Below are 16326 nucleotides of genomic sequence, written 5' to 3'. Positions count from 1 at the left end.
CTCCTGACTTCTCACTGATTACTGATTACTGCTCACTGATAACTGAAATTACACTTCCGATTCTTCTTCCTCAAGGTCTTCTGTGGTTAAGGATTCGTAGGTGGGGCGAGAGGGGGCGCGACGACCGACATCGACCATCAGATCCACCTCCACATCGCGGGAAGTACCATCGGGGGCATTTTCCACCTTGTGAACGGCGATATCGAGACCGAGGGATTGCAATTCTCGCATCAAAACCTTAAAGGATTCTGGCGTACCTGGGCGGGGGATCGGCTTGCCTTTTACGATCGCATTTAAAGCCTCATTCCGTCCTTGCATATCATCGGATTTTACCGTTAGCAATTCCTGCAAAGTATAGGCCGCCCCGTAGGCTTCTAGGGCCCAGACTTCCATTTCTCCGAAGCGCTGGCCACCCTGTTGAGCTTTACCGCCCAAGGGTTGCTGAGTAACCAAGGAGTAGGGACCGGTAGAACGGGCGTGAATTTTATCATCAACCAGGTGAACCAGTTTTAACATATAGGCCATACCGACGGTAACGGGACGGTCAAAGGGTTCGCCGGTGCGACCATCGTAAACCGTGACTTTGCCGGCGTGTTCTTCCTTGAACACCCAATCGCGATTGGGTTTTTTCGAGGCATTTTCTAGCAATCCGTGAACGGTTAAACGGCTGGCTTCTTCCCCATACATTTCGTCAAAAGGAGTAATCTTAAAGCGCACGCCCAGATTTTCGCCGGCCCAACCCAGTAAACATTCAAACACCTGACCGACGTTCATGCGACTGGGAACCCCTAGGGGATTGAGAACGATATCGACGGGACGACCATCGGGGAGGTAGGGCATATCTTCTAGGGGCAGAATCCGAGAAATAATCCCTTTATTGCCGTGACGACCCGCCATTTTATCGCCCACTTGGATTTTGCGTTTTTGGGCAACGTAAACCCTTACCACCATATTGGCCCCAGGGGGTAATTCATCTCCCTGTTCGCGGGTAAATACGCGCACATCCACTACCCGGCCTTTTTCGCCGTTGGGAACGCGCAGGGAGTTATCGCGTACATCCCGGGCCTTTTCGCCGAAAATTGCCCGCAGTAGTTTTTCTTCGGGTGGTTGATCCGATTCGCCTTTCGGGGTGACTTTCCCGACGAGGATATCGCTGGCTTCTACCCAGGCACCGATGCGAATAATGCCGCGTTCATCGAGGTTTCGCAGGGCATCTTCACCGACGTTGGGAATTTCCCTGGTGATTTCCTCTGGCCCAAGTTTAGTTTGACGGGCTTCGATTTCGTATTTTTCAATGTGGATACTGGTGTAGGTGTCTTGTGCCACCAGTCTTTCACTGATTAAAATCGCATCTTCGTAGTTATAGCCTTCCCAGGGCATATAGGCGACGAGGATATTCTGTCCGAGGGCGATTTCTCCTCCTTCGGTGGCGGAACCATCGGCGAGGATCTGCCCCGGCACAACCTGTTCACCTTGATAGACTAAAGGACGCTGATTTAGGCAGGTATCTTGGTTAGAGCGTTGATATTTCTGAATTTCGTACTCGATCTCGCTCTTGCCAAAAATATCTTTGTCTTCATCCGCCACTTTGATGCGAATCCGGTTAGCATCGACGTAGGAAACGACCCCATTGGTACGCGAAACGATGACCATGCCAGAGTCGCGAGCGGCCTGTGCTTCCAATCCAGTACCCACCAGGGGACGTTCGGGACGCAGCAGGGGAACCGCTTGTCGTTGCATATTAGAACCCATGAGGGCGCGGTTAGCGTCGTCGTGTTCGAGGAAGGGAATCAGGGAAGTGGCCACCGAGACAATTTGCACGGGGGAAACACAAACGTAGTCCACTTGTTCGGGGGAGGTGGTGGAGAATTCCTGCCGATAGCGCACTGGGATAGTTTCGCCGAGGATATAACCATTTTCATCGGTGGCCACGTCTCCCGGTGCGACTCTGAGATCGTCTTCTTCGTCGGCGGTGAGGTATTTAACGGGGAGATCATAGCGTACTCGGCCATTTTCCACCGCATAACAGGGGGTTTCAATAAAACCGTAGTCGTTGACGCGAGCGTAGGTGGCCAGGGAACCGATTAAACCGGCGTTGGGACCTTCTGGGGTTTCCACCGGACAAATGCGACCGTGGTGGGAGGGGTGGATGTCGCGCACGGCAAAACCGGCCCGTTCCCGGGTCAGACCGCCAGGTCCAAGGGCGGAAATGCGGCGTTTATGGGTCAATTCCGCTAGGGGGTTGGTTTGATCCATGAACTGGGAGAGTTGCGAGGAACCAAAGAATTCTTTAATCGCCGCTACTAGGGGTTTCGGGTTGACTAGGGAAGCGGGGGTGAGGTTTTGGGATTCGCTGACGGTCATCCGTTCCCGAATGATTCTTTCTAAGCGGTTTAAACCTACTCGCACTTGGTTTTGGAGCAGTTCACCCACGGAACGGACGCGACGGTTGCCGAGGTGGTCGATGTCGTCGGTGTTGCCGATGTCAAATTCGAGGTTAATTAGGTAGTCGATCGCCGATAAGATGTCGGTGGTGGTGAGAACGCGCTGGTTATCGGGGACGTTGAGGCGTAGTTTTTTGTTGAGTTTATAACGACCAACGCGACCGAGATCGTAGCGTTTATTGTCAAAAAAGCGCGATTCGAGCAGTTGTTGTCCGCCGGTGACGGTGGGAGGTTCCCCGGGGCGTAGTTTGCGGTACAGGTCGAGGAGTGCCTCTTCTTCGGTGGGATTGCCTTCTTTGTCGAGGGTTTTTTGGTAAAATTCGGGATGGCGTAGGGAGTCAAAGATTTCGTTATCGCTCAATCCGATCGCTTTCAGGAGAACTTGGGCGGATAATTTGCGGGTTTTGTCGATTCTGACCCAGACTAAGCCGTTTTTGTCGGTTTCAAATTTTAACCAAGCTCCTCGGTTGGGAATCAGGGAAGCGGAGTAGGTACGGCGACCGTTTTTGTCGATTTCGGCTTTGTAGTAAACACCGGGGGAACGGACGATCTGATTGACGATGACTCGTTCGGCCCCGTTAATGATAAAGGTTCCCCGTTCGGTCATCAGGGGTAAATCGCCGATAAACACTTCCTGTTCGATGTTTTCTCCCGTTTCTTTGTTGATTAGACGGGTAGGAACGTACATCTGAACGGAATAGGTGCTATCACGTCGTTTGGCTTCATCGACGTTGTATTTCGGTTCTTTGAGTCTGTAGTCCTGGCCGAGGAAATGTAGTTCTAATTTACCTGTATAGTCGCTGATGGGGGAAAAGCTGTTCAGTTCCTCGATTAGTCCTTCTTCCAAAAACCACCGAAAACTGGAGTGTTGGATTTCGATGAGGTCGGGTAAGAGGTTAAAGGTAAGATTGTTCATTATGGTTACAAGGGCTGATGACACGATAGCGACGGTCGGATATCAGTGAGCGGTGAGGGGATGGGTGATGGGGGAGTAGGGGAACACCGGAGAATAAATGAAAGCTTTCTCCTGACTCCTGACTCCTTTCTCCTGTCTAATAAACTATGTTTTTTAACTGGGGAGTTGAAATAATTTGCGGGCGTTGTGGGTGGTTTGTTCGGCTAGGGTTTCGACCGGATAGCCGCGCAGACGGGCGACGGTTTCGGCTACATGGAAGACGAAAGAGGGTTCACAAGGTTTACCTCGGTGGGGATTGGGTGAGAGAAAGGGGCAATCGGTTTCGATCAGTAGGCGATCGCTGGGGACAATTTGGGCGGCAGCTTGCACGGTTTTACTGTTTTTGAAGGTGACAATGCCGCTAAAGCTGATGTAAAAACCCAAATCTAAAAACCATTGAGTTTCTTCGGGGTTGCCAGTCCAGCAGTGCATCACGCCGCGAATTTTGCCCACTTGTTGCCGAAAGGCACTGATTTCCTCCCGCATTTCCTTAGCCGCATCTCGACAATGGATAATCACGGGTTTATCGAGACGATGGGCGATTTCCAATTGCGTCCAAAACACCCGTTTTTGATGCTCTTGGTTATCCGCTTTATAGAAGTCTAACCCCATTTCCCCGATCGCCACGACGCGCCGATCAGATCGGGCTAGGGATTCGATCTGCTCGGCACTATTATCTCGCCATTTTTGGGCATCTAGGGGATGTAAACCGACGGCGAAGGAAATTTCCTCAAATTGATCAGCAATGGCTTTAATCGCCGCAAATTCCTCTGGTTCAACACAGGAGTGAACCAGATGAACGACTCCCACACTTCGCCAACGTTCGGAGATAGCGGGCAAGTCGGCTTGCAAAACGTCAAAGTTCAGATGAACGTGCGTATCTATTAATTGCATCGACCCCCGATCGCTTGTTGCGTCTGTCCTGATTACAGCTTACTTGTTCCTTAGGAAGCTTGGCTAACTTTTTGCAAAGCTTTGGCTAAACCGGCTTTTTTTCTAGCACCGTTGTTCCGGTGCAAGACGTTGCGCTTGACGGCTTTATCGATTTTACTGTAAGCTTCTGATAGAGCTTGTTGGGCGCTTTCTAGCCCTTCTGGGCTGGGGTTGGCTCCGTAGGCCGAGACAGCGACAAGACATTTTTTGATCAGGGTTCTTACGGCTGACTTGTACGCTTTGTTGCGTAGTCGATTTCTTTCGGAGATTTGGACTCGTTTGAGTGCAGACTTTGTATTAGCCACAGTCGTTTCTTGTTCTCAATACTGGTATGGTTGATCGGGACACAGACAAACCATCATAACAGATTTGTGCTATTTGTGGCAAGAGTTTTCCCGACAAGAAGAGATATTTTCAGGATTTGGACTCCACAGATGGGAAAGGATTAAGGGTTAAAGGGACTGCCAAACCTGAGTTCAGGTTCAGGGAATCTTGTCAAGACTGTCCCGATAACTAATCGCCAAACTTGTCATGAGGGGCTAAAGTGTGCTATAAGCAGTCAGACCCTGCCCTGGTCTTTATTCTTTCCGATTAGGTAAATTACTGATGACTGAAGCTAAACGCGCCCTAATTACCGGCATCACCGGTCAAGATGGTTCCTATCTAAGCGAATTATTATTAGAAAAAGGCTATGAAGTCCACGGTATCATCCGTCGTACTTCAACTTTTAACACTGATCGCATCGATCATATCTACATTGACCCCCACCAGCCCGATGCTAAATTATTTCTTCATTATGGCGACCTCACCGACGGGACAACCCTGCGGCGTATCCTCGAACAAGTGCAACCGGTAGAAGTGTATAATTTAGGGGCCCAATCCCATGTGCGAGTTAGTTTTGATGCTCCAGAATACACCGTTGATGCTGTGGGGGTGGGAGTTTTAAGATTACTAGAAGCAATTCGGGATTACCAAAAAAGAACCGGCATCGAAGTGCGTTTCTATCAAGCAGGTTCCTCGGAAATGTTCGGGAAAGTCATGGAAGTTCCCCAAAAAGAAACCACGCCATTTTATCCTCGCAGTCCCTACGCTTGCGCCAAAGTTTACGGTCACTGGCAAACAATCAACTATCGGGAATCCTACGACTTATTTGCCTGTAACGGCATTTTATTTAACCATGAATCCCCCCGTCGGGGAGAAACTTTTGTCACGCGCAAAATTACCCGCGCTTTGGCCCGAATTATTGCCGGACAACAGAAAAAACTCTATCTAGGAAATCTCGATTCTAAACGGGATTGGGGTTATGCTAAGGATTATGTGCGGGCGATGTGGTTAATGTTACAACAGCAAGAACCTGATGATTATGTGGTGGCGACCAATGAAACCTATTCTATCCGGGAGTTTCTCGATATTTCTTTCCAATACGTTAATTTAAATTGGCAGGATTATGTGGAGTTTGATCAACGTTATTTGCGTCCAGCGGAAGTGGATTTATTGATAGGAGATTCTACAAAAGCCAGAGAGAAATTAGGCTGGCAGCCGTCGGTGACGTTCGAGGGACTGGTAAAATTAATGGTAGATGCGGATTTAGCGGCTTTGGGGATTAATCTTAATAACGGTGGTGATAGCGGACAGTTATTAAAAGATTTGGCTTATCTTCGCAATCGTTCCTTAATTGCCGTCGATTAACAAAGTCGGGTGGGTTAGGGAAGGGCAACCCACCCCCGTCTTGATCCATGGCCATTTTTACCTGACTTTTAGGAGTAAATCGGGTCTTTTTCCAGCAAACCTAGCAATTTTTGCATTTTAATCCAAGCCCTTCTCATTTGCCAGAATTTACTTTTTTCCATGGCGGCTATTTTACTCTCAGCTTTTTGTAATTCCTCGTCTCTTTCTCGATAATCTAATTGGTTTTTTTGCAAGTCTTGTTGCAATTCTTGTTCATGAATTTCTAATTGTTTAATTCGTTCTCTAGCCTGTTCCAACTGAGCGAATATATCAACTTTTAAGGTGACTAAAGCAGCAAAAATGGCTTGGATATTTTGGGAGTAAAGTTGGGGATGATTATAAAAAAGTTGGGTGTAGGAATAGATATAGTGTTCTGCGGTCATTGAGCGACTCATAGAATCAGCTTTTTGTCGATAGAAAAATAACACTTCTGGGATACGATAGACTTCTCGACCTAATTCGATCAGCGATAGCCAGAAATCGTGATCTTCCCAACCATAAATTAAATTGCTATTATATCCCCCCACAGTTTCCCAATCGGATTTCCGAAACAAACCGGAGCAAAATATCATATTATCTACTAATATATCGGGAAATTTATACTCAGGCAGCGGCCAAGTTCCTTGTCTATCCCCAAAATACTCCGCTTCGCAATAAACTATACCTAATTGCTGATTACTTTCTAGCAAAGTAACCGCTTTTTCTAGATAGGAATCGGCAATTTTATCATCGGCATCGAGAGGAAGAATATAAGTTCCTTGCGCTTGGGCAATTCCTAGATTTCTGGCTGCGGCAACCCCTTGATTTTCTGTGCGGATGATCCTAGTTTTTGGCTGTTGATAATTTTGTAAAACCTCGATGGTTTCTGGTTCTGTGGATCCATCATCAATGACAAGGACTTCAAGGTTTTGGTATGTTTGCACTAAAACAGATGCGATCGCATCATCAAGATAGCGACCGTGATTATAGCAAGGAATAATCACGGAAACTTGAGGAGCATGACTCATTGGGGGCAATTCTCTCCTACTCGAGCAAAAACTAGGTTATCAATAGCTTATCCCAAAAGTTCCCCTTTATCGTTTTTCTAAGTAAATAAAGTGTTGATATCCCCACTAGCAATTTCGGGATAGTAGGACATATTATGGATAAATTCTTAAATTATTGTGATTGCTGGACAAAATCACCCAATTGGGTGATCCCCGTGAGGGAAGCATCTCTTTTTAATAGAGGATAAGTTATTCAATAATCAGATTGTCATTATAAATGATCTTTAATCATGGAAGCTCATCAACAAAAACAACTCCGCACTTTCCTCTTGGAAAAATTAGCAATTTCCCCCCGTTCCCTCGATATGGCTGTGCGTCTCTGTGAAGCATCGGTGGGTTCTTTGCCGATGGTTTTATGGCAGTACGGTTTAATTGATTTGTCGCAATTGAATCAAGTTTTTGACTGGATGGAAACGGTATAATCGAGATCGATCTGGTCTAAAATACTAATTTATCGACTCGATCGCCTTTTTGCTTGTCATGATAGTAAGATAGGAAGGGACTTAATTAATCTGGCATAGGTTCTTGAGTTAGACATCGACTATATGGAACTCTTTGAGGGCTGGATAAAAGTTGAGATTTTCGTGACTGGGACGACTGAGTTTAATCAGGGCAAAACGTTGGAATGGTTGCAATTTTTGCCATTGTTCTAAACTAATTTCAATCTGTAATTCTCTAGCTTTTTCTCGGACTGTATCAGGAATCTGGCTATCATTTAGCCAAGGAGGATGGGGATCTATTGCTAGTTCTCCTGCGGGATTGCCAGTTTTTTCCGTGATTAATTTTTGTAGAAAATCTCGATAAATTGCAGCTTCTGCTGCCGTCGTACAAGCCATATTAACTAACACCATTCTTTCTGGTTGACTCAACTGCATCCAATGGGATAATTTTAATTTAACTCCACAGGTATCTAGTTTCATTCTCACGGCCATCGGTATGCAACGTAAGGATTCAACAAATTCGGCTTCAAAGTCAAAAAAGGTGTTCATATTATTTCATTGATTTACTGAGGATAAATCTATAATACAGTGCTGGGGTATAATTGTTAGAAAAAATGTTATTTTGATTGAAGAAAATTGGCTCGATATTGATGACTCGATATGAGAATTTCTTCTAGTTCCTGCCATGTTTCTCCTGCAATATAGTCAATAATTTGATCAAGATTTTGACGATAATTTTTCAAGGATATCAATAAAGCTTGACGATTGTATTTAGCCATCATTAAACCTAATTCGGGATTGCCAGCACCGACGCGACTGGTATCGCGAAAACCAGAACTAGCTAAATTTTCCGCTAATTGGCGAATATTCGGATCTTGTTCTTTCCCACAAGCCTGGATTAAACTGGTACTAATCATTACTGGCAGATGGGAAATCCATGCCACGGCTTGATCGTGTTCTTCGGGGGAGGAATAATAAATTTTACAGCCTAATTGTCGTACTATTTCGGTTAAGATTTCCACGGCACAGTTAGGAGTAGATTCAAGGGGAGTAATCAGATATGGGGTATTGACAAATAAACCCGATTGTGCAGCATTAATTCCCTGTTCGGTTTTCCCAGCCATGGGATGACTACCGACAAAATTCGGCCATAATTGACTACAATTGTCCACAATTGCCCCTTTAACTGATCCCACATCGGTGACAATGGCTTCGGTTTTTAAATAGGGAGTTAATTTTTCCAAAGTTGGCACAATTAAATGTATGGGAGTACAAATAAAGATTAAATCGGCAGTGGCTAATAATTCTAAATTGATACTAGATTCATCTACCACTCCTTTTTGTACAGCGATATCACAGGTGGATGGTTGACGGGAAACTCCCAAAACCTTATAACCTTGTGCGCGGAAATCTAACCCCAAGGAACCACCAATTAAACCCAGTCCAATAATCCCAATATTCATTATTTTTACTCAAAGATAATTTCGTCTTCCAGTCGCCAAGCTGGATCAACAATGCACAGGAAAATTAAGGGTTCCTCTCCACAATTATGAATATATTGTTTAGCTAGAGGAGGTATATAAATGGCAGCACCGACAGTCACTAATTGCACTTCCTCATCGATGTGCATTTCTCCTTGTCCTTGGAGAATATAATAAACTTCCGCAGTTTTTAAAGCGTGGGGAGTAGAAGTTTCCCCCACATCTACCCGCGCGTGGGCTAAACTATAACGTAGATTTAACGGCTGTTTATCGGGATGCAATAACTCACGCAATCGGGTATGATCACCGGCGATGAATTCCTCACATTCGAGCAGTTTTCTGATTAACATAGTAAAATTAAACCTCGAAGATTGTTTTTATTTTATCATTGAGTGAAAAGCTAAAGACTAATAGCCGTTATCATAGAAATATTCAGCATCGCCAGAATTAACGAATGACTTGGTTAGAACATAGTGTACAGGTAGAAGTGGACGCGCCGATCGATCTGGTTTGGGAACTCTGGTCAGATTTAGAACAAATGCCCCACTGGATGAAATGGATCGAATCGGTGAAAATTCTCGAGGAGGAGCCAGAACTTTCCCGTTGGAAGTTAGCCAGTGGTGGTCTAGAATTTACTTGGTTGTCACGGATAATGAAAATTGTCCCCCATCAGATGATTCAATGGGAATCCGTGGACGGGTTGCCTAACCGCGGGGCGATTCGTTTTTATGACCGTCATGGTAGGAGTATTGTGCGACTGACAGCAGCCTATGCTATACCGGGTTGGTTAGGAAAATTGATGGATAATCTTTTCCTCGGTCGAGTGGTGGAATCAACCCTGCAAGCTGATCTAGAGCGTTTTCGCCTTTATGCGCTCAATATTGTCAATAATACGCCGCCAAGGTGAGCTAATCATCCGCAGTTAGGGAATTTATTTTTTGTCCGATGGCTCTAGTCAGTCACCGACTAGGTACAAGAACTTTAGTCCATTTTAATCGGCTGCATCTCATATTTGTGGCTCTCTCGTACTTGTAGTGATCAGCAGCAGTTATTAAAAGAGGGCGAATGCAATGCGCCCCTACCATAATATTATGGTAGGGGCGCATCGTGGTCAGTGAGTTTATTGAGATGCACCCTTTTTAATGGACTTTTCGTCTTGGCTATGAAATTGCTGACAACCGACTCCCTAAAAGGAAAACTTCCTAAGAATATCCCAAGCAAATTCCGCTATCATGGTTGAGGTATTTCTACTCGATTTTATAGAGATAGGCTTCTGGGGTTTCCAGAAGGGAAGTCATCGGGCGATAGGGGGAGTTTTGACGAGGGTAAAAATTGGAAATAAATCGTTCATTTGCATAGCCATTTTAAATTTCGGCTGTATGTAATAACTACCCGATGGGCAGGCATTGGTGATCATTAGCTCTCTTTTGGTCATAAAGGTATCGATATAATCATACTGACCATGCTCTTTTCTTTTGCCTTTCTTAGCTGGATCGCAAAGGGTTGAACCGACCGGAATCTGATTGATAATTTCCACTGTATCGGCCACGGATAGGAGTCTTTCGGAACCGTATTTACTAGCAAGATAACGTTGATTAAAATACAGATTAGTTGCGATAGAATAGCCGATGATAATTGCTAGAACTAGAGCGAGGATCCTGTGGAAAGTCTTAGTCAAGTTTAGATAGGCTAGGCTGGCGATCGCCAGAAGTATAGAAGCAAACCAGAGTAAGATTTTACGATGGGAATAAAAATGCTCATCAGGATAATTAGAGGAAGCGTAGATAAAAATTATCCAAGTAATCGCAAAAAAGCCGATCATTGTTTTATTGCCTCGATATTTTTTGATGACTATGTATAGAGAAATGCCGAAAAAAAATAGCCGAAACTACGACATTGAAAATCGATATATTGTCATTCAAAAAAACACTTGATTGCCTAGATAAACCATTTGACAAGGGTGATTAAGGGAAAACCGACTTTTTAAGTATTCTTGGCTTTTCTTAATGAAAAAGAGATAAACATGACACCATCTGCTATTGATTTACCGACAAAATCAACGATAATCACCTGGGAAAAACTGCCAGATGATTTTATTCTACCTGACGAACCTGTGGACAACAACTTGCAACCTCTCTTAGCAGCAGCTTTACGCGAATCCCTAGAATTAGCAGGATTAATTCTAGAATCGATGCTAATTGCCTCTAATTTTGGCTTGTGTGCTACCGTTAAAACTCAAACTGTTGTCAAAGCGCCTGATTGGGTTTATATTCCCTCGGTAAAACCGATTCCTAGCGGAACAATTCGGCGCAGTTACACTCCCCACATTGAAGGAGAAATTCCTACCATCGTCCTAGAGTTTATCTCGGAAACCGAAGGGGGTGAATATTCCATCAACCCTCACTATCCCTATGGAAAATGGTATTTTTACGAGCAAATCTTACAAGTACCTGTCTATGGAATATTTCAGCCAAAAACAGGAGAATTAGATGTTTATTGTTTAGTGGCAGGAAAGTATGAGCAGCAGTTGCCAGATGAGAATAATCGTTACTGGATAGCAGAGATTAACTTATTTTTGGGAGTCTGGCAGGGAAAAAAAGCTGAAGTGACAGCCTATTGGTTGCGCTGGTGGGATAAGTCGGGAAATCTGTTATTATGGGGCAATGAGTTAGTAGAGCAGGAAAAGCAACGAACCGAGCAGGAAAAGCAACGAGCCGAGCAGGAAAAGCAACGAGCCGAACAAGCTGAGTTAGAACTTGAGCGAGAACAAATTTCTCGCCAACGTTTGGTGCAAAAGTTAAAAGAGTTGGGAGTTAATCCTGAGAATCTATAGCCCATTTTAGATATTTGAATTAGTAAAATTACTTATGACAGCCATGCAACTACTTCAGTCAAACTCCTTACCAACTATTACTTGGGAAAAACTGCCAGATGATTTTATTCTACCTGACGAACCTGTGGACAACAACTTGCAACCTCTCTTAGCAGCAGCTTTACGAGAATCCCTAGAATTAGCAGGATTAATTCTAGAATCGATGCTAATTGCCTCTAATTTTGGCTTGTGTGCTACCGTTAAAACTCAAACTGTTGTCAAAGCGCCTGATTGGGTTTATATTCCCTCGGTAAAACCGATTCCTAGCGGAACAATTCGGCGCAGTTATACTCCCCACATTGAAGGAGAAATTCCTACCATCGTCCTAGAGTTTATCTCGGAAACCGAAGGGGGTGAATATTCCATCAACCCTCACTATCCCTATGGAAAATGGTATTTTTACGAGCAAATCTTACAAGTACCTGTCTATGGAATTTTTCAGCCAAAAACAGGAGAATTAGATGTTTATTGTTTAGTGGCAGGAAAGTATGAGCAGCAGTTGCCAGATGAGAATAATCGTTACTGGATAAAAGAACTTAATTTGTTTATCGGTATCTGGCAAGGAAGCAAAGCTGAATTTACTACTAATTGGTTGCGCTGGTGGGATAAGTTGGGAAATCTGTTATTATGGGGCAATGAGTTAGTAGAGCAGGAAAAGCAACGAACCGAGCAGGAAAAGCAACGAACCGAGCAGGAAAAGCAACGAGCCGAACAAGCTGAGTTAGAACTTGAGCGAGAACAAATTTCTCGCCAACGTTTGGTGCAAAAGTTAAAAGAGTTGGGAGTTAATCCTGAGAATCTATAGCCCATTTTAGATATTTGAATTAGTAAAATTACTTATGACAGCCATGCAACTACTTCAGTCAAACTCCTTACCAACTATTACTTGGGAAAAACTGCCAGATGATTTTATTCTACCTGACGAACCTGTGGACAACAACTTGCAACCTCTCTTAGCAGCAGCTTTACGCGAATCCCTAGAATTAGCAGGATTAATTCTAGAATCGATGCTAATTGCCTCTAATTTTGGCTTGTGTGCTACCGTTAAAACTCAAACTGTTGTCAAAGCGCCTGATTGGGTTTATATTCCCTCGGTAAAACCGATTCCTAGCGGAACAATTCGGCGCAGTTATACTCCCCACATTGAAGGAGAAATTCCTACCATCGTCCTAGAGTTTATCTCGGAAACCGAAGAGGGTGAATATTCCATCAACCCTCACTATCCCTATGGAAAATGGTATTTTTACGAGCAAATCTTACAAGTACCTGTCTATGGAATATTTCAGCCAAAAACAGGAGAATTAGATGTTTATTGTTTAGTGGCAGGAAAGTATGAGCAGCAGTTGCCAGATGAGAATAATCGTTACTGGATAAAAGAACTTAATTTGTTTATCGGTATCTGGCAAGGAAGCAAAGCTGAATTTACTACTAATTGGTTGCGCTGGTGGGATAAGTCGGGAAATCTGTTATTATGGGGGAGTGAACGAGTCACACAAACTGAATATCAACTCGAACAGGAGCGAATGTTAAGACAAAAATTAGCTGAAAAATTAAGAGAATTAGGCGTTGAACCAGAAACCTTGTAGCATACTTGTCAAATGCTGATAAAATCATAGAATGTATCTTCTGGATCGGGGTATTTCTAGGATTAACGGAGGAGATGTTAGAGTAGGTAAATTTGCATTGTTGGCATTTTTTGGAACATTTTTATTTTTTTGGATGTTTTTTATGATTAGACAATATAATAGACTTGTTTGTTATCTCTTTTTTGAGTTACCCTTTTCTTATCCCATTGGATAAAGTGAATGTAAAAATCTATTGCTTTTGATTTTTGTGTCGATTTGTCTTTTTCTACGAAATGGATTGGCTAAAGATGCAACCTAACCTAACAAATGACTTAAATCACATTCTTGCCCACACTAAAGACCTCTGGGAAGAATTGCGGGGACAGCGGATATTTATTACCGGAGGTACAGGCTTTTTTGGCTGTTGGTTATTAGAAAGTTTTATCTGGGCTAATGATCAGCTAGACTTAAAAGCATCGACAAGGAAATCTATCCTCGATGGGATACTAGATATTATTCGGGATCACAAACCAATATTTTTCTGAGTTAGAAAATTATGAGACATAAAATTGTTGAACAAGATTTGAGGCAAATTATTGCAGCTGATTTACCTTGGCAAACTTTGGCAGGGAAAACAGTTTTTATTTCGGGAGCCAATGGATTTTTACCAGCTTACATCGTGGAAACCTTGCTCTATTTGAATGAACAAAAAAGACATTCTTCTATCAAAGTTATTGGCTTAGTCAGAAATAAGGAGAAAGCATTAAAACGATTGGAGTTTTACCAGAATAGAACCGATTTAGAGTTAATTGAGCAGGATGTTTCTAGTCCGATTTGTTTAGACTTGAAAATAGATTTTATCATTCATGCTGCCAGTCAAGCCAGTCCGATCACCATCAGTCCAATAGACCCACCTTCAAGCTATCGCTAACTAACAGAAACCCGAAATTTGAGTTTTTATTAGAAAAAAAGTTAGCGATCACTCGTCAACCAAGGGTTTCAGAATCTGGATTCGGTCAGGGATTTCCGAAAGTTCCAGAAGAGCGATATGATCAAACATCAAGAGAATGGTTATCTGGCCAAACCCTTCGAGGTGGAAGACTTGACACGGGGAATTAATTGGGTATTAGAAGATACAGAAAGGTATAACTAATTGTGCATTCGAGCAAGGCAAAAAGTGGAGCAAGAATTTACTCTTGAGATTCAAGCATCTAAGTATTTGAAGCTGTATAATGAGATATTGTAATATAAGCAACCTCGAAAAATTGCCTCTCTTTTCAATAACAGAAGCCTAAAAGCGCATAAATTCCTCGATCATTCTCAATAACCTTGATTCCTTGAAGTGTCCTAACAGCGCAACGACCAGATTCCAGAACTCAGAACTTAATTCAAAAAATGGAGGTTATTAAACCGTGAAATCAATAGAAACCTTAGAAATTCCTGTAATTATTGCCCATTTTGGCGGTAAGCCAAATTATTTAAAATTTGCCTTGAAATCAGCGGCAAACTTTAATAATAAAGTTGTGCTTATAGGAGATGACACTAATAAAGATTTTTGGCAAAATCATTGGGATACCACTCTAGTAGAGTTTGATAAATATGAAAATTTTCAGAAATGCTACGTTGAGATGTCCGATTACTCGAAAAAATATGAGATTCCCGTTTGGAAACGTATGTTTGTGTTGGGAAAATGGATGAAAGAGAACGATCATAGATGAATATTTCTAGTAGATAGTGATGCCATGACCTTTGCAAATTATTCAGAGGAAGTTTATCCAATCTTACCTAATGATTGTATAGCTGCTTTAATGACATCTACTCCTAAAAATCAAGATAATTTTAGATGGGCATCTTCTCCTCATTTTTCATATTGAACCCTTGAGGCATTGGAGGATTTTACGGATTTTTGTATTGAAGCATACAGCAATAAAAACATACGAGATAAGCTAGAAGCTAAATGGCAATGGCATATTGATAATCATAAGCTAAGAGGAATTATAGACATGACTCTATTATATCTATGGTCTAAAGACAATCCCAAAGTGGCTAATCTTACTACAGTCATAAATAATAATATGACACTAGATCACAATATTAATTCATCAACTAATTACTTAGAGGATGAATACCAAATGCAATTTGGTTTAAAAAAACTTATATTCAAAAATGGAATTCCTTATGGATATAATAAAAATTTAAATAAAGAGATAAAATTTTTGTGCATTCATTGTCAGGGAAGGGGTAAAAGCGTGATGAGATTTCTGTATTATAAACAATTAAGAGATTTTTATTATATTGGAAACCTTGTTCAAGCAACTAAAGCAAAAATGAAGCTCTTAATCAAAAAGATTATAAGTAATAAATGAAAATAATAAAATTTGGAAGGATGTTGCAAATGGATGGCATTTTCTTTAAACCAGATTAAAAATTTAATCTGGTAAAACATGAGTAAAGTTGTTTGTTGATATCCTTTCTCAAATAGTGCTACCCTATGTACATAATGTGTACACAACGAGAGAGACTATGGATAAGCATGACATTGAGAAAATTGGGGTGCGAGAATTTCGGAGCGAACTCCCTAAATACATATACGGTGAGACTCCCGTTGAGGTACTACGTCACGGTCATACTGTTGGGTTCTATTTCCCCGTTAAACAGAGGAGTAAAAGCGCCGATATCGCTGCCTTACAAGCGGTGGCCGCTCAATTTGAGTACCTGTTAAGTCAAAAAGGAATTTCCGAGGACGATATTGTTCGTGAGTTTCGTCAGATGTGTGAAGCGGACAGAGCGAATCAGAGAAAGGATTTAGGTGGGTGAGACTCAAATTCCTCGTTCTCGACGCTAATATCATCATAAGAAATA

The 16326-nt window shown here is 42.7% G+C and carries 19 protein-coding genes; 11 read left to right on the top strand and 8 right to left on the bottom strand.

Translation table 11 applies throughout. The features are described from left to right. Positions 1 to 48: 48 nt before the first annotated feature. From rpoB to rpsT, 3 genes are all read right to left on the bottom strand, one after another. Complete coding sequence (gene rpoB, locus ACQY1X_RS16240; RefSeq protein ID WP_430014886.1) at positions 49 to 3360, bottom strand: DNA-directed RNA polymerase subunit beta; 3312 nt, start codon at positions 3358 to 3360, stop codon at positions 49 to 51. Between the two features lie 153 nt (positions 3361 to 3513). Beyond that, positions 3514 to 4293: a TatD family hydrolase gene (locus ACQY1X_RS16235; protein WP_430014885.1), complete on the bottom strand. Its 780-nt coding sequence runs from the start codon at positions 4291 to 4293 to the stop codon at positions 3514 to 3516. A gap of 50 nt (positions 4294 to 4343) precedes the next feature. Next, positions 4344 to 4637 carry a 30S ribosomal protein S20 gene (gene rpsT / locus ACQY1X_RS16230; protein WP_002737368.1) on the bottom strand — a complete coding sequence of 98 codons (294 nt, stop codon included), beginning with the start codon at positions 4635 to 4637 and terminating at the stop codon, positions 4344 to 4346. Between the two features lie 301 nt (positions 4638 to 4938). Here rpsT and gmd point away from each other — a divergent pair, with 301 nt between their 5' ends. Next, positions 4939 to 6021 (top strand): GDP-mannose 4,6-dehydratase, encoded by a 1083-nt coding sequence (gmd, locus tag ACQY1X_RS16225; protein WP_002737034.1) that lies wholly within the window; start codon positions 4939 to 4941, stop codon positions 6019 to 6021. 68 nt (positions 6022 to 6089) lie between these two features. Here gmd and ACQY1X_RS16220 read toward each other — a convergent pair whose 3' ends face one another. Then, a complete protein-coding gene (locus tag ACQY1X_RS16220) occupies positions 6090 to 7067 on the bottom strand; it encodes a glycosyltransferase (RefSeq protein ID WP_430013133.1) in 978 nt (325 codons plus the stop codon). A 269-nt stretch (positions 7068 to 7336) separates the two neighbouring features. On the opposite strand from ACQY1X_RS16220, the gene ACQY1X_RS16215 reads away from it, so the two are divergent. Then, entirely contained in the window at positions 7337 to 7528 is a 192-nt protein-coding gene (locus ACQY1X_RS16215) for a DUF2949 domain-containing protein (RefSeq protein ID WP_002738067.1), read from the top strand. 108 nt (positions 7529 to 7636) lie between these two features. On the opposite strand, the gene ACQY1X_RS16210 is transcribed toward ACQY1X_RS16215, so the two are convergent. The 3 genes from ACQY1X_RS16210 to ACQY1X_RS16200 all read right to left on the bottom strand — a co-directional run bounded on the left by ACQY1X_RS16210 (position 7637) and on the right by ACQY1X_RS16200 (position 9377). Further along, a complete protein-coding gene (locus tag ACQY1X_RS16210; protein ID WP_103113360.1) occupies positions 7637 to 8095 on the bottom strand; it encodes a nitrate reductase associated protein in 459 nt (152 codons plus the stop codon). A 68-nt stretch (positions 8096 to 8163) separates the two neighbouring features. Beyond that, positions 8164 to 9009 (bottom strand): prephenate/arogenate dehydrogenase, encoded by an 846-nt coding sequence (locus ACQY1X_RS16205; protein ID WP_430013132.1) that lies wholly within the window; start codon positions 9007 to 9009, stop codon positions 8164 to 8166. A 5-nt stretch (positions 9010 to 9014) separates the two neighbouring features. Further along, on the bottom strand, positions 9015 to 9377 hold the full coding sequence (locus ACQY1X_RS16200) for a cupin domain-containing protein (protein WP_002744462.1): 363 nt from the start codon (positions 9375 to 9377) through the stop codon (positions 9015 to 9017). A gap of 104 nt (positions 9378 to 9481) precedes the next feature. Between ACQY1X_RS16200 and ACQY1X_RS16195 the strand changes: the two genes are divergently transcribed. Further along, complete coding sequence (locus ACQY1X_RS16195; protein WP_002774315.1) at positions 9482 to 9934, top strand: SRPBCC family protein; 453 nt, start codon at positions 9482 to 9484, stop codon at positions 9932 to 9934. 387 nt (positions 9935 to 10321) lie between these two features. Here the strand turns inward: ACQY1X_RS16195 and ACQY1X_RS16190 are convergent, their stop codons facing one another. Continuing rightward, positions 10322 to 10849, bottom strand: coding sequence for a hypothetical protein (locus ACQY1X_RS16190; protein WP_002774313.1), 528 nt, complete (start codon positions 10847 to 10849; stop codon positions 10322 to 10324). Positions 10850 to 11050: 201 nt separating this feature from the next. On the opposite strand from ACQY1X_RS16190, the gene ACQY1X_RS16185 reads away from it, so the two are divergent. From ACQY1X_RS16185 to ACQY1X_RS16150, 8 genes are all read left to right on the top strand, one after another. Beyond that, positions 11051 to 11860, top strand: a complete 810-nt coding sequence (locus tag ACQY1X_RS16185; RefSeq protein WP_430014884.1) for a Uma2 family endonuclease — start codon at positions 11051 to 11053, stop codon at positions 11858 to 11860. Between the two features lie 34 nt (positions 11861 to 11894). Next, the gene (locus ACQY1X_RS16180; RefSeq protein ID WP_430014883.1) at positions 11895 to 12704 is read left to right on the top strand and encodes a Uma2 family endonuclease; all 810 of its coding nucleotides are present in this window, start codon (positions 11895 to 11897) and stop codon (positions 12702 to 12704) included. Positions 12705 to 12738: 34 nt separating this feature from the next. Then, on the top strand, positions 12739 to 13485 hold the full coding sequence (locus ACQY1X_RS16175) for a Uma2 family endonuclease (RefSeq protein WP_430013130.1): 747 nt from the start codon (positions 12739 to 12741) through the stop codon (positions 13483 to 13485). Positions 13486 to 13772: 287 nt separating this feature from the next. Beyond that, on the top strand, positions 13773 to 14009 hold the full coding sequence (locus tag ACQY1X_RS16170; protein WP_002736310.1) for a hypothetical protein: 237 nt from the start codon (positions 13773 to 13775) through the stop codon (positions 14007 to 14009). Positions 14010 to 14020: 11 nt separating this feature from the next. Beyond that, the gene (locus ACQY1X_RS16165; protein ID WP_002774625.1) at positions 14021 to 14395 is read left to right on the top strand and encodes an SDR family oxidoreductase; all 375 of its coding nucleotides are present in this window, start codon (positions 14021 to 14023) and stop codon (positions 14393 to 14395) included. 481 nt (positions 14396 to 14876) lie between these two features. After that, positions 14877 to 15182, top strand: a complete 306-nt coding sequence (locus ACQY1X_RS16160) for a hypothetical protein (protein ID WP_002774627.1) — start codon at positions 14877 to 14879, stop codon at positions 15180 to 15182. 168 nt (positions 15183 to 15350) lie between these two features. Then, positions 15351 to 15830, top strand: coding sequence for a hypothetical protein (locus ACQY1X_RS16155; RefSeq protein ID WP_271935263.1), 480 nt, complete (start codon positions 15351 to 15353; stop codon positions 15828 to 15830). 157 nt (positions 15831 to 15987) lie between these two features. Further along, entirely contained in the window at positions 15988 to 16281 is a 294-nt protein-coding gene (locus ACQY1X_RS16150; RefSeq protein ID WP_103113357.1) for a hypothetical protein, read from the top strand. Positions 16282 to 16326: the final 45 nt, after the last annotated feature.

This window comes from Microcystis protocystis FBCC-A270 (assembly GCF_050500235.1).
Lineage (GTDB): Bacteria > Cyanobacteriota > Cyanobacteriia > Cyanobacteriales > Microcystaceae > Microcystis > Microcystis ichthyoblabe_A.
Note: the sequence above shows the minus strand (reverse complement) of the source record. Positions and strands in the feature narration are given on the sequence as shown.